Here is a 22,662-nt window from a genome sequence, read left to right on the forward strand (position 1 = left end):
CCGCGCGCGCGGCGGCCGCCGGGCTACGGGGCCGCAGGCGGGAGGTAGGTGAAGACGCCGAGGAGGTCCTCGGTGCGCGACACGGCCATGCCGGCGTTGTCGTACGCGGTCACGCGCACCTGGTAGGTGCGGCCCGGCTCGAGCGTCACGCCGGCGTAGGTCGCGGACGTGACCGCGGCGGCGAGGCGGGCCGGGGCCCACACCGGCGTGCCGAGCGAGTCGAACACCACCACGTCGTAGCCGCCGACGGCCGACGGGTAGTCCAGCCAGTCGAAGGTCGGGGTGGCGGAGTCGGTGACCAGCGTCTCGCCGACCGTGCCGGTGGACGGGCTGATCCCGTCCACGGCGAAGCTGACCGCCCCGGTGATCTTGAACGCGCCCGGCGCGCTGGTCATGACGCCGTTCTCGACCCGCACCTCGACCGGCGCGGTGCCGCCGATGCCGGAGACGTCGCGGATGTAGCCGTCGGTCCCGAACGCCGCGAGCACGGTGTACTCGCCGTCCGGCACGCCGGTGACGTGGAAGGTGGTCCCGGTGGCGTTCGTCAGCCGGGCCACCAGCCCCGGGGGCGACTCGCCGCGATCGAGCTCGACGTCGTAGGTGGCGCGGACCACCAGCACCACGGTGGTGTCGAGCGCGGGCGGCTGGTTCTGCCCGGTCGGCTGGATGCTGCCGGTGACCGTGGCGGCGGCGCGGTTCTTCACCACCAGGTTCACCAGCCGGTCCTCGAGGTCGGTGAGCCCCGCCACCGGCGCCGGCTGGTAGTTCACGCCCTGCGTGTAGCCCTGCACCGCCCAGTCGCCGGCGGGCACGTTGAAGATGACGTAGTCGCCGGAGGCGTCCGCGACGCCGGTGCGGACCGTGCCGTCGGCGCGCTCGGCCACGACCAGCGCGCCGGCGGTGGCCTGCGCGGCGTTGCCGTGGATGCGGCCGGTGCCCGCGCCGGTGGTCGGCTCGAGGCCGACGTCGGTGAGCGAGGACGCCACCACCCACTCCGTGGTGCCCGCGGTCACCTCCGTCGCCGCGGAGAGATCGACCGGCACCGCCGAGCGGATGCCGGACGGGAACGTGGCGAACCCGTCGGCGTCGGCGCGCAGCGTCACGTGCCCGGAGACCGGCGCGAGGTTCGCGTCGCGCTCCGCCGGCACCTGCACCGAGTAGGCGCCGGTCGCGTCGGTGGTGGCGGCGGAGCCGACCGGCGCGCCGTTCACGTCGAGCGGGACCACGCGCGCGCCCTCGATCGGCCCGGCGTCCAGGCCGAGCGAGAGGTCGTACACCACGCCGGTGATCACCACCGGCGACGCGCAGCGCGTCCCGACGCCCTGGACCACCTCGCAGACGAGCCCGTCGGCGCAGGCCGCGGGATCCGCCTGGTTGCAGTTCGGGTCCTTCTTGTCCGAGCCGCCGCCACAGCCGGTGGCCGTGGCGATCGCGGCGAGGAGGAGGAGGCGCTTCATCGAGGATGCTCCTTCGTGGAGGGGGAGGGCGTGTCGCCGGAACGCGGGACACGCCGCGCAGTAGACCTCCGCCCGCCGGCGCAGGCCACCTGCGAATCCGGCGACGGCGTGCGTCGTCAGGGTGAGAGGTGGGTGTGCAGAGCACCTCGGTGACGCGCGTCGCCGGCGGCGTGCGGCGGCCCCGCGGTGGGTGGCGCCCGGCCGGCGCACGCCCGCCCCCTGCCGCGGCGCGCCGTGGGGGCGCAAGCGGACGTTCACCGCCGCCGCGGTTGCGGCGGTGAGGCGCGGCGGACATGGGCCCCGGGTCGCCCCGATCCCCGGGGCGGCGAGGAGCGGAAGGAGTTCCCCATGAAGCTGCTGTTCCGCGCCGCCGCGGCGCTCGCGCTGGTCGGCCTCGCGTCGCCGGCGTTCCCGTGCGGCGAGAAGAAGACCACCACGGCCACCGCCACCGAGGCGAAGGCGAAGACCACCGCCGTCGCCAAGGCCGAGAAGAAGGCGCAGCCGAAGACCGCGCAGGCGCCGTCCGAGAAGCCGGTCAAGGCCGCGAACTGAGCCCCGGAGTCCGCTCGCGGTTCGACGGGCTCACCGCGAGCGGATCCCGCGCGACCGCGCGCACGACCTCGCGGTTCGGCTCACCGCGAGCGGACCCGGTCTCCGCTCGCCCCGAGCCTGTCGAGGGGCGGGCGGAGGTCGCCGGGACCGGGCGCCGTCGTCCCGCTCCGCCGGGGCGCGGCGTCCGCTGCGCTTGCGCCCGGCGGCCCGGACGCCTACCACCGCGGGATGGAGCCGTTCGACCTCGTGGTGGTGGGCGGCGGGCACAACGGCCTGGTCGCCGCCGCGTACGCGGCGCGCGCCGGCCAGCGGACGCTGGTGCTGGAGGCGCTCGACCGCCTGGGCGGCGCGAGCGGCGGCGACGAGCCCTGGCCCGGCTTCCGGGTCTCCACCGCCGCGTACGTGGTGAGCCTGTTCCGCCCCGAGATCGTCCGCGAGCTCGACCTCGCCCGCCACGGCTACGCGGTGCTCCCGCGCGATCCCTCCTCCTTCACGCCGCTCCCCGACGGCCGCTCGCTGCTGCTCGGTCCCGACCCGGCGATGAACCAGCGCGAGATCGCGAAGTTCTCCCCGCGCGACGCCGAGCGCTTCCCGCGCTACGAGGCGCTGCTCGACCGGCTCGCCCGCGCCATCGAGCCGTCGCTGCTCGAGCCGCCCCCGGATCCGTTCTCCGGCCGGCCCGGCGACCTGTGGCGGCTGGCGCGCACCGGCTGGCGGCTGCTGCGGCTCGGGAAGGACGGCCCGCGCGCGCTGGAGCTGCTGCTCGGCGCCGCGCGCCCCATCCTCGAGCGCTGGTTCGAGTCGGAGCCGCTCCGCGCCACGCTCGCCACCGACGCGATCATCGGCGCGATGGCGTCGCCCTCCACGCCCGGCACCGCCTACGTGCTGTTCCACCACGTCATGGGCGAGGTGAACGGCGCGCGCGGCGTCTGGGGCTACGTGCGCGGCGGGATGGGCGCGCTCGCGGCGGCGCTGGCCGGCGCGGCGCGCGCGGCGGGGGCGGAGGTCCGCACCGGCGCCCGGGTGGCGCGGGTGCGGGTGCGCGGAGGCCGGGCGGACGGGGTGGTGCTGGCGGACGGGACCGAGATCGCGGCCCGGCGCGTGGCCTCGTCGGTGGACGCGCGCCGGACGCTGCTCGGGATGGTGGGCGCGCAGCACCTCGCGCCGGAGGTGGCCGAGGCGGTCGGCGCCATCGACTACGCGAGCGCCTCGCTCAAGATCAACCTGGCGCTCTCCGAGCTCCCGCGCTTCCCGGCGGCGCCGCACGCCGGCGCGGCGCCCGGCCCGCACCACCGCGGCACGATCCACGTCTCCCCGACGCTCGACCACATCGAGCGCGCGTTCGCCGACGCGGCGGCGGGCCGGCCCTCGGAGGAGCCGGTGCTGGAGTGCACGATCCCGTCGGCGGTGGATCCCGGCGTCGCGCCGCCGGGGCGCCACCTCATGTCGATGTTCGTGCAGTACGCACCCTACCGGCTGGCCGCGGGTACCTGGGACGAGCTCAAGGAGCCGTTCGCGGATCGCTGCGTGGCGCTGCTCGACCGCTACGCGCCCGGCTTCGCCGCCTCGGTGCTGCACCGCGAGGTGCTCTCGCCGCTCGACCTGGAGCGGCGCTTCGGCCTCACCGGCGGGAACATCTTCCAGGGCGCGATGACGCCGGCGCAGCTGCTCTTCCTGCGGCCGTTCCCCGGCGGCGGCGGCTACCGCACGCCGGTGCCGGGCCTGTACCTGTGCGGCGCCGCCACGCACCCCGGCGGCGGCGTCATGGGCGCGTGCGGCCGGAACGCGGCGCGCGAGATCCTGCGGGACGCGCGGCGGGGGCGGTGACGCGCGCGGGCGCCCTCCGCGGCGCCGCGCCGCCGAGCACCGTCCGGGCCTCCGCGGCCAGCTCGGTGGCCTTCGGCTCGCCCTTGCGCGCGGCGGCGAGCAGGAACGGCGCGGCCCGCGCGCGATCCCGCGGCGCGCCCATCCGCCCGAACCAGTAGGCCTGGCCCACCAGGAGCGCCGCGCCGGCGTGGCCGTGCGTGGCGGCGCGCCGGAGCCAGCGCAGCGCGGCCGCGTCGTCGCGCGGCACGCCGGAGGCGCCCTGCCGCAGGCACTGCGCGAGGTCCACCATGGCCCGGACCACCCCGGCCGACGCCGCGCGGCGGAAGAGCCGGATGGCGGCGGCGCGATCCCGCGGCGCGCCCTCGCCGTGCAGCAGCGCGCCGGCCAGGTCGGCGATGGCCTCGGGCTTGCCGCGCCGCGCCGCCTCGGAGAACCAGCGCACCGCGCCCTCGAGGTCCCGCGGGCCGCCGCGGCCGTCGCGGAGCAGCTCGCCCAGCGCGGCCATCGCGTCCGCGAGCCCCGCCTTCGCCGCGGCCTCGTAGGCCCGCCGGGCCGCGGCGTGGTCGCGCGGCGGATCGCGCTCCAGCGAGCGGGCCAGCGAGAGCGCGGCGCGGGCGTCGCCGGCGCGCACGCGGGTGCGCAGCGCGGCGCGGCGTGCCAGCAGCTCGGCGCGCGGGTCCATCGCGCCATGGTGCCACGGGGCCGGGCGGCCCGCGAATCCGCGCCGGCCGGACGGCGGCGAGGCTCAGCGGGCGAGCCGCCGGCGCAGCGCGCCGAGCACGTCCATGCGCGTGACCAGGCCGACGAAGCGGTCGCCGTCCATCACGATGGGCACGAGGCCCGCCGCGAACATGGGCAGCAGGACCTTGAGCGGGGTCGCGGGCGTCACCGTCTCGAGCCGGGTGGCCATGACGTCGCGGACCGGGAGCGAGAGGCGGGACGCGTCGTCCACCGCGGCGAGCAGCAGGTCGGACTCGTCCACGATGCCCACCACCCGCCCGCCCTCGACCACCGGCAGCTGCGAGACGTCGTTCGCCTTCATGCGGTTGAGCGCGACGAGCAGCGGGTCGCCGGGGCCGGTGGTCACCACCGCGCGGTCGGCGAAGCGGCGGGTGACGAGATCGGTGAGGTCGCCCACGGTGGGCCGGTCCGACAGCCCCTGCTCGAGCATCCAGAGGTCGTCGAACATCTTCGACAGGTACTTGTTGCCCGAGTCGCACACGAGCGTGCAGACGCGGAGCGGCCGGTCCGCGGCGCGGCAGTGGCGCAGCGCTGCCGCGAGCAGCGTGCCGGTGGACGAGCCGGCCAGGATGCCCTCGGCGCGGAGCAGCTCCCGCGCCGTCTCCAGGCTCTCGCGATCCGGGATCCGGTACGCCCGGCGGACGCGCGAGAGGTCGGCCACCGGCGGCAGGAAGTCCTCGCCGATGCCCTCCACCAGCCAGCTCCCCGCCCGGCCGATGGTGCCGGTCTCGACGTAGCCGGCGAGCACCGAGCCCTCCGGATCCGCCAGCACCAGCTCGCAGCCGGGCACGGCCGCCGCCAGGTGGCGCGAGAGGCCGGTGAGCGTGCCGCCCGAGCCGACCCCGCACACCATCGCGTCGAGGCGGCCGCCCAGCTGCGCGACGATCTCCGGGCCGGTGCCGGTCTCGTGCGCCGCCGGGTTCGCCGGGTTCGCGAACTGGTTGACGTAGAACGCGCCCTCCTCGCGCGCGATCCGCTCGGCGAGGTCCTGGTAGTACTCCGGGTGGCCCTTGCCCACGTCGGAGCGCGTCATCACCACCTCGGCGCCGAGCGCCTTGAGGTGCAGGATCTTCTCGCGGCTCATCTTGTCGGGGATGACGAGCGTCAGCCGGTAGCCGCGCTGCGCGGCCACCAGCGCGAGGCCGAGCCCGGTGTTGCCCGCGGTGGCCTCCACCAGGTGCCGGCGGTCGCCGCCGAGGCTCCCGTCGCGCTCGGCCGCCGCGATCATCGACAGGCCGATGCGGTCCTTGATGGAGCCGCCCGGGTTCGCGCTCTCCAGCTTCAGGAACAGCTCGCAGGGGCCGGTGTCGAGGTGGCGCACGCGGACCATGGGCGTCGCGCCGATGAGCTCGAGCGTGCCGGCGGCGGGAGGCGGGGCGGCGAGTGGCATGCAGCGGCACATGGTGTCGCGGGGGATCCCCTGTCAAGGCGGGGGCCCGACGGGGAGCGCACGCCGCGCCGGCCTCGGAGCGGCCGGTACGTCGCCGGGACGGCGACCTTCGCGAGGCCGCCCCGCCCGGGCGCGAGGCGGCGCGACGCGGGAGGCGGATGCTTCCGGGTCGCCGCGCGCCGAGCGCGGCGATGGACCATCGAGGAGGAACCATGACCCGGATCGCGCTCCTGCTGACCCTCGCACTCACCGCCGCCGGCGCCGCCGCCCAGGAGAAGGCCCCACCCGCCGCGGATCCCATGTCCGCGTGGAAGCCGCACAAGGTCGCGCGCGAGGCGGCCGACAAGAAGGAGATCCTCGCGGTCATGAAGGCCATGGACGCCGCCGCGGTGAACGGCGACGTCGAGGCCGCGGCGACGCTCGTCCACTTCCCGGTGCTCATGGCGACCGACGACGCGAAGGGGCAGGGGAGCGCCGAGGCGTGGACCCGCGAGCAGTGGCTCGAGGTGATGAAGCCGATGTACGCGAAGCCGATGTCCGACGCGAAGATGGCGCACAACCCGACCATCTTCCTGGTGAGCGACTCGCTCGCGCTGGTGGGCGACACCTGGTCGATGACGATGGGGAAGAAGAAGATGGCCGGCCGCAGCGCCGCGATGCTGGTGCGCGTGGACGGGAGCTGGCGCTTCGCCGCGATGATGGAGAGCGGCTGGGGCGACATGCCGGGCATGGACTCGGCCGCGGGCGGGGGCGCCGCCGGCAAGGAGCCGCCCGCCGGCGGGAGGTGACCGCGGCCGCGGGGCCGGCTCCGGCGGAGCGGGCCGGCCCCGGGCGGCGCGCGCTCAGAAGTCGGTGCCCCTCACGTAGCTCCGGACGGCGCCGGGGATGGGCAGGACGGCGTCCGGCCGCATCATCTCGTTGTCCTCGTGGTCGATGATGTGGCAGTGCCACACGTAGTTGAACGCGCCGCCCTGGCCGCCCGGGTCGAACGGGAACGCGGCGGTCGTGCCGACGTCGGCGCTGGTGGGCGCCCAGCGGACCACGAAGCGCGTCACGGTGCCGGGCGGCACCTGCACCGTGTCCTTCCAGCCGCGCTCCTGCGCGGACGCCGGGACGGGCGCGCTCTTCAGGAAGCGCGCGACGTCCGGGTTCCCGCCCAGCTTGCCGGGCGTGCCCGTGTCGTAGTCGAGCGGCGGCCCGTAGCCGGGGCAGTAGGCGCCGGCGGTGCACACGTTCATGCCGAGCATGAGCGGCTGGCCGGTGGCGGGATCGTTCACCTGCGGGAACGCCGCCGCGTACGCCGCGGAGTACTTGGGCACGTCGAGCGCCTGCCGGTTCATGAGCTGGAACTGCACCAGGTGCAGGTGGATCGGGTGCGAGTCGGCGGTGAGGTTCGCGATCTCCCAGAGCTCCGTCTCGCCCTCGGCCGGCAGCTCGGAGTAGTGGAGGCCGCCGGGCAGCGTCTGCGTGAAGTCACCGCGGTACGCCGCGCCCGACGCCGGATCGTTGCGCGCCGAGGCGCCGCTCCACTTCGAGTTGTTGACGAGGATCTCGAGCGGGCCGCCCGGGTAGGCGGTCGTCACGCCGTCGATCGGGTTCACCGCGTTCACCGGCATCCCCATGACCTCGTTCAGCGTGAGCAGGCGGGTCTTCTGCGCGATCACGCCGGCGCCGAGCGTGCCGGTGCCGAACGCCACGAGCGGCTTCACCGCGCCCGCGCCGCTGCGGATGGTGGGGCTGGCGGCGGGGTCCCACGCGATCCCGCCGGTCCCGCACTGCGCGGGCGCGGGCGGGCAGGCGACCCTGAATTGCATCAGCTGGCCCAGGCCGCCCGCCGGCGTGGCGCCGCCGGGGTACGGCGTCTTGGCGACGTTCTTGAGCACGAGCGCCGTGCCCACCGGCTGGGCGCCGAAGTCGATCACGACCTCGTAGCGCTCGCCGGGCATGATCACGAGGCGCTGCGGCGCGGGCTTCAGGGCGTTCGGGTCGAGCTTCTGCGCCACGTCCACGTAGCCGCCGTCGGTGCCGATGACCCACATCGCCGGCCCGTTGACCTTCGTCTTCGGGTTCGTCAGGAACAGCTCGTAGGTGCGGGCGTTCGAGCCGTTCACGAAGAGGAAGCGGTAGCGCTTCGGCTCGACCTCCAGGTACGGCCAGACCGTCCCGTTCACGAGCAGCGTGTCGCCCACGAACTCCGGGTTCCAGTACGGGTGCTCGGGGTTGAGCGCCCAGAGCACGCCGCCCTTGGTGCCGGCCGTGAAGAACAGCTCGCCCTTCGTGTCGAACATGCGGTCCTGCAGGACGAGCGGGACGATGTCGGTCGGGTCCTCGAGGCCGGCGGGGAGCGGCTGTGCGGGATCGACGAGCACGTACGCGCCCGCCAGGCCGGCGTACACGTTGAGGCGCGTGGCGCCGAGCGTGTGGTCGTGGAACCAGAGCGGGCCGGCCTCCTGCGTGTTGGGGTAGCGGTAGACGGTCTCGTTCGGCGCCGGGTCGAACAGCGGGCTCGCGTACCAGGTCGGCCCCGTCATCATCCCGGTGCTGGTGAACCAGGAGTCCGGGCTGCCGTCGAGCTCGGCGGGGATCGCCGCCGCCGTGCAGGTGCGGGGCGGCGGGGATGCCCATCGCGCCGTTCGCGTCGCGGTAGGGATAGGTGCAGACGTCGCGGAGCGCAGGCGGCATGGTGGACATGCACATCTGCATGTTCGCGTCCGCCCAGTGGAGCGTCTGGTCCACGCTGTCCGAGTACGCGAGCACGTGCGTGCCCAGCGGGTTCGAGGCGATCGGATCCGGCGAGGCGGGGAGCGCGTTCACGTAGCGCACCGTGGTCGGGTGGTTCCGCGTCGCCACGATCACCGGGCCGAGGTACGTGTCCTGCGGGAGCGCGCCGGCGGCGGGACAGCCGCCGAGCTTGTAGCCCCACGTCCACGTCGCGGGACGCTTGCCGGCCGCGAAGGTGCCGGTGGGGAGCACGTTCGACTGGAACTCGCACATGTGCACGGCGAGCGGCGTCGCGCCGTCGTCCACGACGGTCGCGATGCGCGGGTACGCCGACCACAGCGGCTCGCTGCTCGCGGAGAGCACCGGCAGCCGGTCCGTGAACGACGGGATCGCCTTCGGCGGGAGCCGCGTCTGCGGCGTGAGGTAGGTGGTGGGAAGCGGCTGGGCGGCGGCGGACGGTGGCGCGACGGCGGACAGTGCGGCCGACAGCGCCAGGGCGATGCGGATGCGGACCATGGTTTCCCCCTTCGGACATGGCCCGACCGTCCCGCTCGCCTTCGAGGCGAGACGTCGGAGTGCGAGATCGGATGCTTCCCCCTTGCGACCAGCCCCCGCCGACCGCCCGCTCGCGCGCCCGGACCGTGACCGGCCGAGCCACTTCCGCACACCTGCTCACAGACCCGGAGGGAGACCAGATGCCGCAGCGGGGTGGTCCGTTGGGAGGTCGGCCGCTCGCGGGGCGGATGCACGTACAAGCGCTCGGATCCACGGGGCCTGGTTCACTGTGCGTGTCGGCGAGGCTCCTGATGGGGCTGGGGACTTGGCACCGGGCGGCCGCGCGCCCGGCCATTGCGGCCCGCGCCACCGTCCGCACCCTCATCCACGGGGAGGAGGCCGACGATGCGAGTCGAACAGGCGATGAGTCATGCGACGGGGTGCCGGGAGAGCGACTCGGTGCGGGACTGCGCGGCGCTGATGCGGGACGAGGAGATCGGGTTCGTGCCGGTCTGCAACGACGCAGGCGAGCCGGTGGGCGCGATCACCGATCGCGACCTCGCCATCCGCGTGCTGGCGGAGGGGCGATCGGGCGACGAGCAGGTGTCGAGCTGCATGACGCGCGAGGTGGTGGCCTGCCGGATGGGCGACGACCTGAGGGACGCGGAGCAGCTGATGCGGCAGCGCCAGCTCTCGCGCGTGATGGTGTGCGACGACGACGGCAGGCTTCGCGGCGTGATCAGCCTGGCCGACATCGCCGAGGTGGAGAGCGAGCGGTCCATCGGCGACACGGTCCAGGCGGTGAAGAGCGACCAGCCGTCGATCCACTGAGTGGAGCGGAGGCCCGCGGCGCGGCGGAGCCGTCCACGGCGGCCGCCGCGCCGCGCGGCGCACGGACGCGGCGCGCGCGCACGCCCCGATTCGGCGCACGCTGCCCGGCCGGCGCGCTGGTATCAGGTCGCGCATGCCAGAAACCCAGACCTACACCGGCGGCTGCCACTGCGGTGCCGTCCGCTACCAGGTGGACCTGAAGCTCGACGGCGCCGTCTCCTGCAACTGCTCCATCTGCTCGAAGTCGGGCACGCTCCTCGCGTTCGCGCCGGCCGCGAGCTTCCGGCTCGAGCGCGGCGAGGACGCCGTGACCGACTACCAGTTCGGCAAGCGGCGCATCCACCACCTGTTCTGCCGTCACTGCGGCGTCCGCTCGTTCTCGCGCGGCGCCATGCCCGACGGCACGCCCATGGTCGCGGTGAACGTCCGCTGCCTCGAGGGCGTGGACCCGGCCGCGGTGCCGGTGCACGCGCACGACGGCCGGAGCATCCCGATCGACTGAGCGACCCTTCGAGGCCGCCGGTGCGCGCGAACCTGCGTGCACCGGCAGCGGCTCGGACAGCCATCGCTCGCGGCCGCCCCTGCGGCCGGATCGGAGGCTGCCGTGGCACGCGTCGTGGTCCTCGGGGCCGGCATCGCCGGCCACACCGCCGCCCTGCTGCTCCGAAAGCACCTCGCCCGCGGGCACGAGGTGACGGTCGTCTCCCCGAAGCCGACCTACAACTGGATCCCCTCCAACATCTGGGTCGGCGTCGGGAAGATGCGGCCGGAGCAGGTGGTGTTCGAGCTCGCGCCCGTCTACGCGCGCAAGGGCATCCGCTTCGAGCAGGCGCGCGCCGTCGAGCTGTGGCCGGAGGGCGGGCCGGACGAGCCGTCGCCGCACGTGGTGGTGGAGCGGACCGGGCCCGGCGCCGGGGAGCGGGCGCGGATCCCGTACGACTACCTGGTGAACGCGACCGGGCCGCGGCTCGACTTCGCGGCGACGCCCGGCCTCGGCCCCGACGGGAACAGCACCTCGGTGTGCACCCACGATCACGCGGCGCACGCCGCGGAGGCGCTCGCCGCCAGCATCGCGCGCATGAAGCAGGGCGCGCGGCAGACGCTGGTGGTCGGCATGGGCCACGGGCTGTGCACCTGCGAGGGCGCGGCGTTCGAGTACACGTTCAGCGTGGACTTCGCGCTGCGCCAGGCGGGCGTGCGCGACCGGGCGCGGCTGGTCTACCTGACCAACGAGGCCGAGCTGGGCGACTTCGGCGTGGGCGGGGTGCACCTGCGGCGGGGCGGCTACCGCGTGCACAGCAAGACGTTCGCGGAGTCGCTCTACGCGGAGCGCGGCATCGAGTGGATCCTCGGGGCGCACGTGCAGCGCGTCGAGCCGGGCGTGGTGCACTACGAGACGCTCGACGGCGAGGAGCACGCGCTGCCGTTCGACTTCGCCATGCTGCTGCCGAAGTTCGCCGGCCAGCCCATCAAGGCGCGCGGGCGCGGCGGCGAGGACGTCACCGACCGCCTCTTCGCGCCGAGCGGCTTCATGAAGGTGGACGCGGACTACGCGCAGAAGCCGTACGACCAGTGGCGGGCGGCGGACTGGCCGCGCACCTACCAGAGCCCCGCGTACCCGAACCTCTTCGCCATCGGCATCGCGTTCGCGCCGCCGCACCCGATCTCCATGCCGCGCAAGAGCGCGCGCGGGACGCCCATCGCGCCCTCGCCGCCGCGCACCGGCATGCCGTCGGCGGTCATGGCGCGGATGGTGGCGGAGTCGATCTACGGGATGGTCGAGCTGGGCCTCGACCGGCCGACCCGCACCGCCTCGCTCGCCGAGGTGGGCGCGTCGTGCGTGGCCTCGGCCGGCGCGAGCTGGCTCGGCGGCACCGCGGCGTCCATGACCATGTTCCCGGTGGTGCCGGACTTCGAGAAGTACCCCGAGTTCGGCCGCGACCTGCGCTTCACCTTCGGCGAGATCGGCTCGGCCGGCCACTGGATCAAGCAGCTGCTGCACACGATGTTCCTCTACAAGGCCCGGGCGCGGCCCGGCTGGTGGCTCATCCCCGAGTGAGCGGAGGCGACCCCATGTACCGGCCCACCGATCGCGGCTTCTTCGTCCCCACGCCCTCGCGCGCGACGCTGTTCTTCCGCACGTTCCTGCCCTGGCAGCTCGTGCGCTTCGTCTGGATCAACCTGCGGATGGTCCGGATGATCGGGATCGGGCACCACGGTCGCGCGCCGCTGCGCCCGCTGCTCGAGGCGGGCGGCGAGGACGGCGGCGCGCGCAGCGGTGCGACGACCGCGACCGCCTCGCGGTGAGGCGCCGGGTCAGGGCCCGTTCACGAACGTCGTCGGGAACCCGAGGGCGGCGAGCTCCGCCCCGGGGATGACCGTCCAGTTGCGGGCCTCGTCCCTGAGTGTGAGCTCCCGCAGCTGCCGGGTTCCGAACTCGGCGTACTGGGGCACCTTCAGGGTGAACGTGTAGATCCCGTCGCGGCCGTCGCCCCATACCAGGCTCGGGTCCGCGCCCAGGGACGTCGTTCCAGAAGGACCGTCGAAGACGACGACGGCGCCCAGCGGATCGACGCCGGACAGGTCATCGGTGAGGCGAGCCGTGAGCGTGACGACCTGGACCCCGGCGCGTGTGTCGATCCTCGCGGGGGCGATCGACAGCGCGAGCAGGCGCGGCGCGGAGGTGTCGCCCGGCGTGCCGACGTTCACGAACGTCGTCGGAATCCCGAGCGCGACGACCTGCTGCTCGCCGAAGGTCGCCTCGTTTCCCGCGCGATCGAGCATCCGGATCCGGTCAAGGTGCCAGGTCCCGGGCTCGGAGTACCGCGGCACCTCGACCCTGAACGTGTAGATTCCGTCGAGGCCGTCGCCAGAGTCCAGCGTCGGAAAGCCGAACAGGTGCCTTCCGGAAGTGCTGACGAACGTGACGCTGCCTTCCCACGAGATCACGCCGGACGCGTCGTCGGTGAAGCGAGCCGCCACCGTGACGACCTGGGCCTGGGCGCTGGCGTCGATCTCCGACGGGGCGATCAAGAGCCCGAGCAAGCGGGGGGCGACGGTGTCGCTCTCGCTGCCCACGTTGACGAACGTGGTCGCGTATCCGCGGGCGATGAGCTCCTCCTCCGGGAACGTCGCCGCGTTGCCGATGCTGTCGGCCAGCTCGACGCGCTCGAGGTGCCAGGTGCCCGGCCCGGCGTAGCGAGGAACCCCGACGACGAACGTGTAGGTCCCGTCGAGCGCATCGCCTGAGATCCGCGTCGAACCCACGTAAACGGTCTTGCCGGTGGGACTGCGGAACACGACCCGGCGCTCCGACACGCCAGCCAGGTCGTCCGTGAGGCGAGCGGTCACGCGGACGATCTGGTCCTGGGTGCCGGTGTCGATGGTCGCGGGGGCCATCGACAGCTCGACGAGCTTCGGCGGCGCAGCGTCCGTTCCCTCGGCCTTGATGGTGATGCGGATGGACGCGGTGGCCAGGCCGCCGCCGTTCACCGCCGTCACGTGGTAGCTGCCCACGGCGGTGACGTCGTTGGGGGTGCCCGAGATCACCCCGGAGCTGCGGTCGAGCTTCAGACCCGCCGGCAGCGGCGGCCAGACGGCGTACGAGGTGACAGGCCCGCCGCTGCTGCTCGGCACGTTGGGCACGATGGCGTTCGCCACCACGTAGACGGCGGGGTTCTCCGAATAGGCCAGGCCCGCCGGTGCCGGCGTCGCAGGGGGAGTGACGGGTCCGCCGCCCGCGCCGCTCGAGGAGTCTCCACCGCACGCGCACAGCACCATCAGCGCGAGGGCGTGAGGAACGATCCGAACCGACGTCTGCCCTTTGCGCGCCACCGGTGACCTCCCGAGCGAACTTCCAGTACGGAAGGTGTACCACACGGAGAGTGTGTAGGGCGCCTGCGCCGTGAAAAGCGAGGAACGGCGAGCACGTCGCGTGCAGGAGGGTGTAGGGCCGCCCGGACTCGAACCGCCCCAGACCCGCACTGTATACGGTCGAGACGCGTTCACGGGCGCGCATCCCGCCGGATTCACTGACGGCGGTTCCGGGCCTCCGCTGTACCGGGACGGCTCCGATGCATCCGACGCGACGCTCCGGGCTGCACCAGGGCTGCAACTTCCGCCGATCCCCGTCGACCTGTTCACCCGGGCGGCCGCGATCTGCGCGCGGCGCGCGGCCGTCGGCGGGGCGACCGTCGACGAGCTCGAGGCCCTCATCGCGCGCGGCGCCGCCCAGGCGGCGCGCCTGCTCGCCGAGGTGGCGTGATGGAGCGCCCTCCGGCGATCTTCATGCCGTTCCCGCTGGACGAGTACCTGGACTCGCTCCCGGGCGACTACGGGAAGATCGCGCGGCGCCTGCTGCGGGCCTGCCGGTGGACGCGCGGCGTGGTGGACGGCTTCGATCTGGACGCCGGCGAGGCGCTCATGGACGAGCGCTCCGAGAAGCTCTGGGGCGGGCTCACGCTCGATCGCGACGTGTCTGCCGCCGGCCGGCGCGCCCTCGTGCGGCGCGTGCTTGAGCGGCTGGAACGCGACGGGATCGCGTCACGACGTGCGGCCCAGGTGGGCGGCCCAAGGAACGGCCCGGAGAACGGCCCAAGAAACGGCCCAAGCCCAACGGTGGTCAGGTTCCTGAAGTTCCGGGACATTCTGTGGCCGGCCGGCATCGATTCGGCCCAAGTAACGGCCCAAGCTTCGGCCCAGGATTCGGCCCCGCCGAGCGGCCCCATTCTACCTGTAGCTCCACCTGATCCACCTGCTCCACCGGAGACGCTGAAGCTTGCGCCGAGCGCTGACGCGCTGACGGCGCCGCCCTCGCCGGTGCTCGTGAGGCTGCCATGCGTCGGGGCAGGACCGCAGGTGTTCGAGGTCAGCGAGGCGCAGGTCACGACCTGGCGGGAGGCGTTCCCCGCGGTCGATGTCCTGGGCGAGGTCCGGAAGGCGAACGCCTGGCTCGAGGCGAACGGGACGAGGCGGAAGACGCACCGCGGGATGCCAGCGTTTCTCGTGCGCTGGTTGACCCGAGCCCAGGATCACGGCGGCTCGCGAGGAGGGCCGTCGGGCGGTGATGAGCGCCGGCGCATGGGCGGGGTCGGGACGGCGAGCGACCTGGCCGAGGCCCCGTGGTCGCAGCGGCGCCACGGCCCGCAGGTCGGGGTTGGGGTGCCTGCCCCCGCGTCCGCGCTCTTCGACGACGAACTGGACATGGACGGCCTCCCCGTCCTGGACCGCGCTTGGCTCGACTCTCTTCCCGAGAACGACCGCCCTCGGGCGATCGAGCAGTGGTCAGACGTTCGCGCGCAGGTGGCCTACTCAGCGTACGCCGATCAGCGGCGGCGACTACTGCACGAGGCGCGCGTGCGCTTCCAGGCGAAGTTCCAGCTGCCGGCGTTCGAGCGGGCCACCACTGCGGCCGGGGCACCGTGATGGCGGGCGGGGAGCTCACGTGGGAGGAGAAGCTGGCGCTGGCAATCTCTCGCTGCCGCGCTGCCGCTGCCGCGCTGCCCGCAGGAGAGGCGATCGGACCCGAGGCCGCTCCGGAGCACGGCGGCAGGGCCGATCGCCCCGCAGCGGCCGTGCCCGTGCGCGAGGAGGGGCCGCCGCAGCACTGGCAGGAGCTGGCCGAGGAGCGCAGCCTCGAGGTCCGGCAGCCGCCGCGCTCGCGACTGCAGGTCGAGTTGGGCGACCTGGTTGCCCGCGATGGCGCGTGCGCGCGGCTGCGCGCTCTCCTCGCCGATGGCGCATGGCACTCGGCGCTCGAGCTGGTCGAGGCCGGCGGCCTCCGCTTCGGCGCCCGCCTCTTCGAGCTCCGCCGCGGACAGGACGGCGGCCCGCCGCTCGACGTCGAGGGCGAGGCGCGTGACGCCGGCGGGCGCTCGCGATGGTTCTACAGGCGGGCGGCGCCCGGGCGGGAGCCGCGGTGATGTGCACGACCCCGGGGGCCGTCACGTCCTCCCGCCGCCCTCCCGGCGCGACCGACTCCGCAGTCGCGGTCGGGCAAACGCACTCCATAAAAATCGGATGGACCGTGCGTGTATGCGGCGCGACGGCGGCCGCGGCAGGGGGATCGCCATCCTCACAGCCCTCAGCCCGCCGGACCGGCCTCCCCGAGCGCAGGAAGATCTGTCGGATTTCGAGGGAGAGGGTCGTCCGCCGCCGCGGACAGGAAGAGGCGCGATGAAGCGGCCCGGCAGGTACACCGTACGTTACAGGCGGACTGAAGCGTGGTGGGAGGCGAAGGTCGAGGGGGCTCCGAGGCTTGAGGCCACCGGACGCTCGCTGTCGCAGACGCGCAAGCACGTCCGGATGATGCTCGCGCTTGATGGCTTGGGTGGCGCCGTGCTCGTGGAGGACGTGCGCCTACCGCCCGCCCTGCAGCGCGCGCTCGACCGCGTCCGGGAGGCGCGCGCGAAGGCGAGCCTTGCCGGCGCGGCGGAGCAAGCCGCGACCGTTGCGGCGCTGCGCCTGCTCCTCGGGCGCGGTCGGCTGAGCGTGCGCGACGCGGCCGATCTGCTCCAGCTCGGCAAGTCGCAGGTGTGCGAGCTCGCCGCGAGGGCGAAATGACTCTAAGCATGGGCCTCGGCGGCTCGCCGAGAGATCGCGGCCCGAGGCGCTCATCGTCGCATCGGGGGCATGTCGATCGTCGGCGGCTCACCGAGGACCGCGAGCATCCGTCGCTCGGCTGCCCACCCGCGGAGCGCCTCGACGTCGCTCACACCGCCGTGGCGCACGCTCGCGGACCGGCGAGTGGTTGGCGATCCGCCGAGGATGTCGAGCTCGGCGAGCACCTGGCGACGCACGCACACGCGCTGCCGGAGCATGCAGTGCAGCGCCTCGCAGCGAAACAGCGCATCGGGAGCCGGGTCCGAAGGCACGTCCCCACGTACCGCCCCGGGGCGCTACGGTCCTTGCGGACGCGGCTCCCCGGCGTGCTGCGCGATGCAGACCGCCGGGCGGCCGCGGGACCCCTGCCGAGATGGCGGGATCGCAGGCCCTCCGGAGCGTGATGCGACCGGGATCGGAACTGACCAACGGGTGATGGGGCTAACGAACCGACACACACGACAGGAGAGGCAACGATGAGCGAAGAGATTAAGGCCGCGCTGACCGAGATGAACGACGCGTTCAGAGAGTTCAAGAAGCACCAGACGAACCGCATGGACGAGATCGAGGCGAAGTTCGGCCGCGTGCAGCTCGGTGCCGGCGGCGCCGGTGAGCCGCGCACCGACGAGGAGACCAAGGCGTTCGTGGGCTTCCTCCGCACTGGCCGCGCCGAGGAGAAGAGCCTGAGCACCGACTCCGACCCGAAGGGCGGCTGGATGGTGCCGACGTACCTCGACAACGTGATCGGCGTGAGCGAGCGCGACGCATGCCCGCTCCGCCAGGTCGCCCGCGTGATCACCGTGGACGGCGAGGGCTACGAGAAGCTGATGTCGACCGGGACCGCCGAGGCGCGCGAGGTCGGCGAGCGCGAGGAGCGGACCGAGACCGGCACGCCGTCGCTCGAGCTGGTGAAGCCGTCCTTTTGCGAGATCTACGCGGAGCCGCCGATCACGCAGAAGCTGCTCGACGACTCGTCGCACGACGTGGCCGGCTGGCTCACCGAGGAGCTGGGCCTCGCGTTCGGCGCGAAGGAGAGCTCGATGTTCGCGGCCGGCACCGGCGTGAAGTCGGCCCGCGGGCTGCTGTCGTACGACATCGTGGCGAACCCGTCCTTCGGGCAGCTTCGTCAGGTAAAGAGCGGGTCGAACGGCGCCGTCGTGGCCGACAAGCTGCTCGACGTGGTGTTCGCGCTGAAGCCGGCCTACCGCCGGCGCGCTGCGTGGATGCTGAACACCCAGGCGCTCATGCAGGTCCGGCAGCTCAAGGACTCGCAGGGCCGCTGGCTCTTCGAGGCGCCGAAGCAGGCGGGCGAGCCCGGCATGCTGCTCGGCTACCCCGCCTACGAGTGGCCGGAGCTGCCCGCGCCGGCGACCGGCTCGCACTCGATCGCGTTCGGCGACTGGCGGCGCGGGTACACGATCGCGGACCTGCGGCAGGGCACGCGCGTGCTGCGCGACCCGTACACGAAGAAGGGCTGGGTGCTGTTCTACACGACGAAGCGGTTCGGCGGCGGCGTGGAGGACTCGAACGCGATCGTGGTCCACACGCTGGCCGCGTAGCGGCTGGGCTCGTCCGGGGTCGCAGGGTCGTCATAAAGGGCGCGGCGCGTCAGACGTCGCGAGGCAGCGTCACCTTGTTCGCTGCCGACTTTCCGGCCTTCGACTCCGTGAGAGACCGCGCCGCTCTGGCGGAGCGCGACCTCGGGCGAGCTGCAGTTCAACCCTCCGCGGGCGGGGCGGTGCGTCGAGACGCTCCCCCAGGCGCTCACCCCGCCCCGCCCGCGGATCTTCTCTGGGGGGTCACATCATGCAGACCGGAACCTGGGCCGAGATCGCCATCACCCGCCTCAAGATCATGGACGCGCAGCCGCCGCCGGGAGGCTACAGCTTCGACCACCACGGCGGCGAGTCCTACGGGCCCGAGAAGGTGCACGTCGGAGCCGATCTCGTGAGGGAAATCGAGCGCCACGCGGCGGCCGGGGCGCGCGCGCTCCTGCTCACGATCTCCAACTGCGAGGGCGGCAGCAGCTCGGCCGCGGACCAGGTCTACGCGGCGCTCCGGCGGATCTCGGATCGGGGCGGCAAGGTCGTCGTGTACCTCGAGGGCATGGCGGCGAGCTCGGCGGCGCACATCGCGCTCGCCGGAGACTACGTGCTCATGAACCGTGAGTCGGTGTTCGTGCTGCACAGCGCGGTCATCATGGGCGGAAGCGGGCGGCCGGCCGAAGAGCTCGAGCGCATCCGCCTCGCGCACAACGAGGTGACGAGGGCGACGGCGCTCGAGCGGAGCGCGATCCCCCCGCGCGCGATCGACGACGCCCTGGCCTGCCAGTTCAACCCGGCGAAGGGCCTCTGGGACGTGAAGACGCTCGAGCCGGACGTCGCGCTCGAGTGGTGCTGGGCGGACGCGATCTCCGATCTCGAGGGAGCCCGCGCGTTCACGCGCATGGTGGCCGAGCCCGCGATCCGCTTCGAGACCCTGCGGTCCGCGATGCTTCGGGTACGCCGGGGGCTGCGCGCGAGGGTGCTTGGCCCGCATGCCGGGCAGGGGATGCGACCCGCGGTCGACGCGCAGTGCACCATCTCCGCGAACAAGCTCACTGGCGACGCCCTCGAAACGGCGAACTACGCCCAAGACGCGAGCGGGAACCCGACCGCAGGTGCGAAGCTGGACAGCTACGGCACCGCGCTGAAGGTCGCGCCAGCCAACTTCCAGATCGGGCAGACGCTCATCCGCGACACGTGGTTCGCGAACCAGCGCCAGGTAATCGGGCGCCGGCTCACGTACGCGTCCGGCGCGTGGACGCTCACCAGCTCCGGGCTGACGCTCGGGACGTGGAACGCCACGAACAAGCAGCTCCGGATCTGGGGTACGGGGGCGGGAGCAGCCGGATTCAACGACGCAGTCGTGCACGCTACCCGCATCGACGGCGTGACGGCCGGGTACGCGTACGAGCTGCGCTCGGGCCACCTGAACCGCGGATCGAACGGGACGGACGTCTGGTTCGACGTGGAGCTCTGGCGGATGCGGGCCTACTGGGACGAGATGCTCGGGCTGCAGACGGTGTGCGAGAGCGTGGACTGGCCAGGCCTCGGCGCGAGCGCCCCCTGGTTCGACATCTCGGTCACGTTCTTCAACGGCTCGCCCACGTGGCGCTGGCCGTGGCAGTAGGAGGCCCGCCGAGGCGGTCCGGATGGCGATGCCCAGGACGCGAGCGGAGTGCGTGAGCGGACCTCGTCCCTGCCCGCATGTCCGCTGCAGGTTCCACCTGGGCGTGGAGACGAGCCGGCGCGCGCGCCCCGAGGACGTGGAAACCTGCGCGCTCGACGTGGCCGACCGCGGCCCGCTCACGCTCGACGAGGTCGGGAAGATCCTGGGCGTCACGCGGGAGCGCGTTCGGCAGATCGAGGTGGCCGCGCTGGAGAAGCTGCAGGAGGCCGGAGGCAGGACGCTGCGCCAGCTCTTGACGTAGGAGCCATGAGCCGTCTAGCATTCCAGCAGTCCGATAATCGGACGACTGGGGAGACGGAGACATGACGACGAACAGCATGGCGAAGTTGACGCGGCGCAGCTTCCTGACGACCGTGGGCGTGGGCGCTGCGGTGGTGACTGCGCCGGGCGCAGCGGCGGCGGCCAGCGGCCGCGCGCGCCTCGCGGCGGGCGGAGCCGTCCAGTCGTGGCCGGTCGCGGTCGAGGCGATGAAGGCGGCGGAGGAGTCGGTCCTCGCGCAGTTCCGGCCGGCCTACCTCGCCGAGGTCGAGCGGTTCGCCGAGGAGCTCCGCCCGCGCTTCGAGAAGGGCGACCTCCGCGCGTCCGTCGTCGTCGCGCCGGGATCCGCGGGGGAGGAGCGCGCGAAGCAGGCGGCGCTGGATCGGCTCGAGGGCGCGTGCGCGGAGCGCTTCGGTGTCGAAGTGGTGCGGGCGGGGTACGAGGTCGAGGGCGACGACGTGCTGGGTCGGATGATCTGCGCGGTCTCGCCCTCGGCGCCGAGCTGGGACGTGGACGATGGGGACTGGAGCCATCCGTGCTGCGCGGCGCAGGCGTGTGCGTGCTCGGACGTGGTCGCCGTGGCGCGGCGCGCGGGCTGGGGAGTCCGCGGGGCGTAGGGGCGGCGTGGGGTGGGGGGTGGCTGGTATGCTGAAACCCATGCCGACCGTCCCCCCGCCGAAGACGAAGGGCCGACCGCCCGAGGGCCGCCTGAAGGTGATGATCAGCCTCGATCCAGGGCAGGTGGACGCCCTGCGAAGCGAGGCGTTCAAGCGCGCCGAGGGAGGTCGCCGGCTCCGGCCGGACGTCAGCGCGCTGGTGCGCGAGATCGTCGGCTCGTGGATGAAGCGGCGCGGCAGGTGAAGTAGCAGCACGGCGTGGGGCTAGGGTCTGCAGCCCGAAGAGCCGCCTCCCCCCGGCGGCCTGCCCCTGCGCCTCCTTCTCGGGGAGCGCCTGGGGAGGCGCACCATGCCGGTCGATCGGCACAGCGCAGTTGCGACCCTCGCCGGGCTCGAACTCGTCGACGGCGTGCGCAAGGCGGTTGGGATCGACGCAAGGCGGAGGATGGCGCTCAACTCGGCGCACTCCGTGCTGCGCCTGGTCCGGCGCGCGCAGAACACCCTGCTCGATGTCAGGGCCGACGCCCGTGCGGTCGAAGTCGCCATCCTGCTGGCACACGACGCGCTGGCCGGCGTGACGGGGCACTCCGTTGAGAAGCTCGCGTCGTTCGCTCTTCTCGACGCACTGGACGACGTCAGGGCAGGTCGATGCGCTGCCCCCGAAGCCCTGCGCCGATTCCGGCTGCTGTGGCCGGTGTACGGCGAGCGGTTGGAGGATGCAGCCTTCGCGCTCGCGGCGGCCGCGCACCGGCAGACCAACACCGCCGCGTGCCTCAAGGCCGCGGGGCTGCCCACCCGATCTCGCGGGAGTGCGGAGCGGGAGTGGCGCGCGTGGCGTAGGGAGAAGGCGTTCAGGGCCCAGCTGCGTCCCAGGAAGCGGGGAACCGGAGATGCGGAGTAGGGCGGAGTCTAGTTCTCCGCCCGCGGAGATGGGTTCTCCGCCCGACCCCCGAGCCGCCGCGCGCATGATGCGCGGCATGTCCACCATGTTCCGAGTGCTCGACAGGACGACGAAGCGTTCGATCGCCGCCGCGGCTCCGTGCGACCGGCGCAGTCTCGACAAACTCCTGGCCGGCGGGGTCGTTCGCGGGCTCGCGGCGAAGCGCGCCCGCGCGGCGCTCGCGGCGGCCGGCTTCGCGCCGCCCAACGAGGGCCCCGGCGGAGGGCAGAGGAAGCAGGGCGGCCGCGGCAGCGGCGGGATGGGGCCTCGCTGCCTGCAGGTGATCGAGGTCCTCGGCTTCCTCCCCGGCGAGCTCGGCGGGGCGCGCCGGCTGTTCGTGGCGTTGGCCCTGCTCGAGGGGCTCGATGCGTCCGCTCAGGTGCTGCGCGTGCTCGAAGCGCTCACGGAGCTCCGGCACGGTGCAGTCCGCAGGCTTGACCCGCAGCACGTGATGGTCGAGGTGCAGGGCGCGTCGATCGTCGCCGGGGATGACGGGCGCGGAGCGATGCTGCTGCAGCTCGCCGCCGGCCTGACGACCACGCTCGCGGGCGCCGTCCTCGACGTGCGAGCAGAGCTCGAGATCGACCGCGATGCCCTTCGCGCCGAGCTGATCGGCACGGCCGCGGCTGGCTCGGGTGCGAAGGCATGAGCGGGACGACCGCCACTGCGCTGGGCGCACCCCTGCTCACGGCCGAGCAGGTCGCAGCGCACCTCGCGTGCTCGGTCGAGCTGGTCTACAAGCTCCGCCGCCTCGGCAAGCTGCCGGCGGTGAAGCTGGGCGCGCTGTACCGTTGGCGGCCGGAGGTCGTCCGCCGGTACCTGGACGCGGCGGAGGAGTAGGGCATGGGCACCATCCTCGAGCGCGGCGAGCGGATCGTGGTGCAGTGGGTGGACGGCGCTGGCCGGAAGCGGCAGCGGACCGTGAAGAAGCGCCGCGCAGACGGGCGCCCGCTCTCCATCATCGCGCTGCGCGGCGAGGCGCGCCGGCTCCTGGCCGAGCTC

General features: G+C 73.6%; 27 protein-coding genes. 21 read left to right on the top strand and 6 right to left on the bottom strand.

Annotated features, from left to right (window positions below; all coding sequences use genetic code 11):
- Positions 1-23: 23 nt before the first annotated feature.
- Complete coding sequence (locus ACOQFB_RS03935) at positions 24-1,457, bottom strand: hypothetical protein (protein WP_059438047.1); 1,434 nt, start codon at positions 1,455-1,457, stop codon at positions 24-26.
- A gap of 348 nt (positions 1,458-1,805) precedes the next feature.
- Between ACOQFB_RS03935 and ACOQFB_RS03940 the strand changes: the two genes are divergently transcribed.
- A complete protein-coding gene (locus ACOQFB_RS03940) occupies positions 1,806-2,009 on the top strand; it encodes a hypothetical protein (RefSeq protein WP_059438048.1) in 204 nt (67 codons plus the stop codon).
- Between the two features lie 228 nt (positions 2,010-2,237).
- Positions 2,238-3,836 carry a phytoene desaturase family protein gene (locus tag ACOQFB_RS03945; RefSeq protein ID WP_059438049.1) on the top strand — a complete coding sequence of 533 codons (1,599 nt, stop codon included), beginning with the start codon at positions 2,238-2,240 and terminating at the stop codon, positions 3,834-3,836.
- On the opposite strand, the gene ACOQFB_RS03950 is transcribed toward ACOQFB_RS03945, so the two are convergent.
- The gene (locus ACOQFB_RS03950; RefSeq protein WP_059438050.1) at positions 3,772-4,518 is read right to left on the bottom strand and encodes a tetratricopeptide repeat protein; all 747 of its coding nucleotides are present in this window, start codon (positions 4,516-4,518) and stop codon (positions 3,772-3,774) included. The genes ACOQFB_RS03945 and ACOQFB_RS03950 overlap by 65 nt on opposite strands.
- Before the next feature lie 63 nt (positions 4,519-4,581).
- On the bottom strand, positions 4,582-5,967 hold the full coding sequence (locus tag ACOQFB_RS03955; RefSeq protein WP_421608692.1) for a pyridoxal-phosphate dependent enzyme: 1,386 nt from the start codon (positions 5,965-5,967) through the stop codon (positions 4,582-4,584).
- A gap of 212 nt (positions 5,968-6,179) precedes the next feature.
- On the opposite strand from ACOQFB_RS03955, the gene ACOQFB_RS03960 reads away from it, so the two are divergent.
- Positions 6,180-6,755: a nuclear transport factor 2 family protein gene (locus tag ACOQFB_RS03960; protein ID WP_059438052.1), complete on the top strand. Its 576-nt coding sequence runs from the start codon at positions 6,180-6,182 to the stop codon at positions 6,753-6,755.
- Between the two features lie 54 nt (positions 6,756-6,809).
- Here the strand turns inward: ACOQFB_RS03960 and ACOQFB_RS03965 are convergent, their stop codons facing one another.
- Positions 6,810-8,501 (bottom strand): multicopper oxidase domain-containing protein, encoded by a 1,692-nt coding sequence (locus tag ACOQFB_RS03965; protein ID WP_494492459.1) that lies wholly within the window; start codon positions 8,499-8,501, stop codon positions 6,810-6,812.
- A 119-nt stretch (positions 8,502-8,620) separates the two neighbouring features.
- Between ACOQFB_RS03965 and ACOQFB_RS03970 the strand changes: the two genes are divergently transcribed.
- From ACOQFB_RS03970 to ACOQFB_RS03995, 6 genes are all read left to right on the top strand, one after another.
- Positions 8,621-8,785 carry a hypothetical protein gene (locus ACOQFB_RS03970; protein WP_494492460.1) on the top strand — a complete coding sequence of 55 codons (165 nt, stop codon included), beginning with the start codon at positions 8,621-8,623 and terminating at the stop codon, positions 8,783-8,785.
- A 123-nt stretch (positions 8,786-8,908) separates the two neighbouring features.
- On the top strand, positions 8,909-9,115 hold the full coding sequence (locus ACOQFB_RS03975) for a hypothetical protein (RefSeq protein WP_494492461.1): 207 nt from the start codon (positions 8,909-8,911) through the stop codon (positions 9,113-9,115).
- A gap of 527 nt (positions 9,116-9,642) precedes the next feature.
- The gene (locus ACOQFB_RS03980; protein ID WP_494492462.1) at positions 9,643-10,014 is read left to right on the top strand and encodes a CBS domain-containing protein; all 372 of its coding nucleotides are present in this window, start codon (positions 9,643-9,645) and stop codon (positions 10,012-10,014) included.
- 133 nt (positions 10,015-10,147) lie between these two features.
- Positions 10,148-10,516: a GFA family protein gene (locus ACOQFB_RS03985; RefSeq protein ID WP_059438055.1), complete on the top strand. Its 369-nt coding sequence runs from the start codon at positions 10,148-10,150 to the stop codon at positions 10,514-10,516.
- Positions 10,517-10,618: 102 nt separating this feature from the next.
- Complete coding sequence (locus tag ACOQFB_RS03990) at positions 10,619-12,073, top strand: NAD(P)/FAD-dependent oxidoreductase (RefSeq protein WP_421608694.1); 1,455 nt, start codon at positions 10,619-10,621, stop codon at positions 12,071-12,073.
- Positions 12,074-12,087: 14 nt separating this feature from the next.
- A complete protein-coding gene (locus tag ACOQFB_RS03995; protein ID WP_421608695.1) occupies positions 12,088-12,321 on the top strand; it encodes a hypothetical protein in 234 nt (77 codons plus the stop codon).
- Between the two features lie 9 nt (positions 12,322-12,330).
- Here ACOQFB_RS03995 and ACOQFB_RS04000 read toward each other — a convergent pair whose 3' ends face one another.
- The gene (locus tag ACOQFB_RS04000) at positions 12,331-13,893 is read right to left on the bottom strand and encodes a putative Ig domain-containing protein (protein WP_494492463.1); all 1,563 of its coding nucleotides are present in this window, start codon (positions 13,891-13,893) and stop codon (positions 12,331-12,333) included.
- Positions 13,894-13,918: 25 nt separating this feature from the next.
- Here ACOQFB_RS04000 and ACOQFB_RS04005 point away from each other — a divergent pair, with 25 nt between their 5' ends.
- From ACOQFB_RS04005 to ACOQFB_RS04020, 4 genes are all read left to right on the top strand, one after another.
- Positions 13,919-14,278, top strand: coding sequence for a hypothetical protein (locus ACOQFB_RS04005; protein WP_421608697.1), 360 nt, complete (start codon positions 13,919-13,921; stop codon positions 14,276-14,278).
- Positions 14,278-15,438, top strand: a complete 1,161-nt coding sequence (locus ACOQFB_RS04010; protein ID WP_421608698.1) for a hypothetical protein — start codon at positions 14,278-14,280, stop codon at positions 15,436-15,438. The genes ACOQFB_RS04005 and ACOQFB_RS04010 overlap by 1 nt, the downstream gene beginning before the upstream one ends.
- Positions 15,438-15,935: a hypothetical protein gene (locus tag ACOQFB_RS04015; RefSeq protein ID WP_421608699.1), complete on the top strand. Its 498-nt coding sequence runs from the start codon at positions 15,438-15,440 to the stop codon at positions 15,933-15,935. The genes ACOQFB_RS04010 and ACOQFB_RS04015 overlap by 1 nt, the downstream gene beginning before the upstream one ends.
- Before the next feature lie 253 nt (positions 15,936-16,188).
- The gene (locus ACOQFB_RS04020; RefSeq protein ID WP_421608700.1) at positions 16,189-16,575 is read left to right on the top strand and encodes a hypothetical protein; all 387 of its coding nucleotides are present in this window, start codon (positions 16,189-16,191) and stop codon (positions 16,573-16,575) included.
- A gap of 50 nt (positions 16,576-16,625) precedes the next feature.
- On the opposite strand, the gene ACOQFB_RS04025 is transcribed toward ACOQFB_RS04020, so the two are convergent.
- Positions 16,626-16,886, bottom strand: a complete 261-nt coding sequence (locus ACOQFB_RS04025; RefSeq protein WP_421608701.1) for a hypothetical protein — start codon at positions 16,884-16,886, stop codon at positions 16,626-16,628.
- A 204-nt stretch (positions 16,887-17,090) separates the two neighbouring features.
- On the opposite strand from ACOQFB_RS04025, the gene ACOQFB_RS04030 reads away from it, so the two are divergent.
- From ACOQFB_RS04030 to ACOQFB_RS04065, 8 genes are all read left to right on the top strand, one after another.
- The gene (locus ACOQFB_RS04030; protein WP_421608702.1) at positions 17,091-18,173 is read left to right on the top strand and encodes a phage major capsid protein; all 1,083 of its coding nucleotides are present in this window, start codon (positions 17,091-17,093) and stop codon (positions 18,171-18,173) included.
- Positions 18,174-18,420: 247 nt separating this feature from the next.
- Positions 18,421-19,785 carry an ATP-dependent Clp protease proteolytic subunit gene (locus tag ACOQFB_RS04035; protein WP_421608703.1) on the top strand — a complete coding sequence of 455 codons (1,365 nt, stop codon included), beginning with the start codon at positions 18,421-18,423 and terminating at the stop codon, positions 19,783-19,785.
- 136 nt (positions 19,786-19,921) lie between these two features.
- A complete protein-coding gene (locus ACOQFB_RS04040; RefSeq protein ID WP_421608704.1) occupies positions 19,922-20,086 on the top strand; it encodes a sigma factor-like helix-turn-helix DNA-binding protein in 165 nt (54 codons plus the stop codon).
- A gap of 61 nt (positions 20,087-20,147) precedes the next feature.
- Positions 20,148-20,720 (top strand): hypothetical protein, encoded by a 573-nt coding sequence (locus ACOQFB_RS04045; protein WP_421608705.1) that lies wholly within the window; start codon positions 20,148-20,150, stop codon positions 20,718-20,720.
- Between the two features lie 40 nt (positions 20,721-20,760).
- Positions 20,761-20,964 (top strand): hypothetical protein, encoded by a 204-nt coding sequence (locus ACOQFB_RS04050; protein ID WP_421608706.1) that lies wholly within the window; start codon positions 20,761-20,763, stop codon positions 20,962-20,964.
- A 105-nt stretch (positions 20,965-21,069) separates the two neighbouring features.
- Entirely contained in the window at positions 21,070-21,621 is a 552-nt protein-coding gene (locus tag ACOQFB_RS04055) for a hypothetical protein (protein ID WP_421608707.1), read from the top strand.
- A 76-nt stretch (positions 21,622-21,697) separates the two neighbouring features.
- Positions 21,698-22,309 carry a hypothetical protein gene (locus ACOQFB_RS04060; RefSeq protein WP_421608708.1) on the top strand — a complete coding sequence of 204 codons (612 nt, stop codon included), beginning with the start codon at positions 21,698-21,700 and terminating at the stop codon, positions 22,307-22,309.
- The gene (locus ACOQFB_RS04065; protein ID WP_421608709.1) at positions 22,306-22,500 is read left to right on the top strand and encodes a helix-turn-helix domain-containing protein; all 195 of its coding nucleotides are present in this window, start codon (positions 22,306-22,308) and stop codon (positions 22,498-22,500) included. The genes ACOQFB_RS04060 and ACOQFB_RS04065 overlap by 4 nt, the downstream gene beginning before the upstream one ends.
- Positions 22,501-22,662 lie beyond the last annotated feature (162 nt).

This window comes from Anaeromyxobacter sp. Red801 (assembly GCF_049201065.2).
Classification (GTDB): domain Bacteria; phylum Myxococcota; class Myxococcia; order Myxococcales; family Anaeromyxobacteraceae; genus Anaeromyxobacter.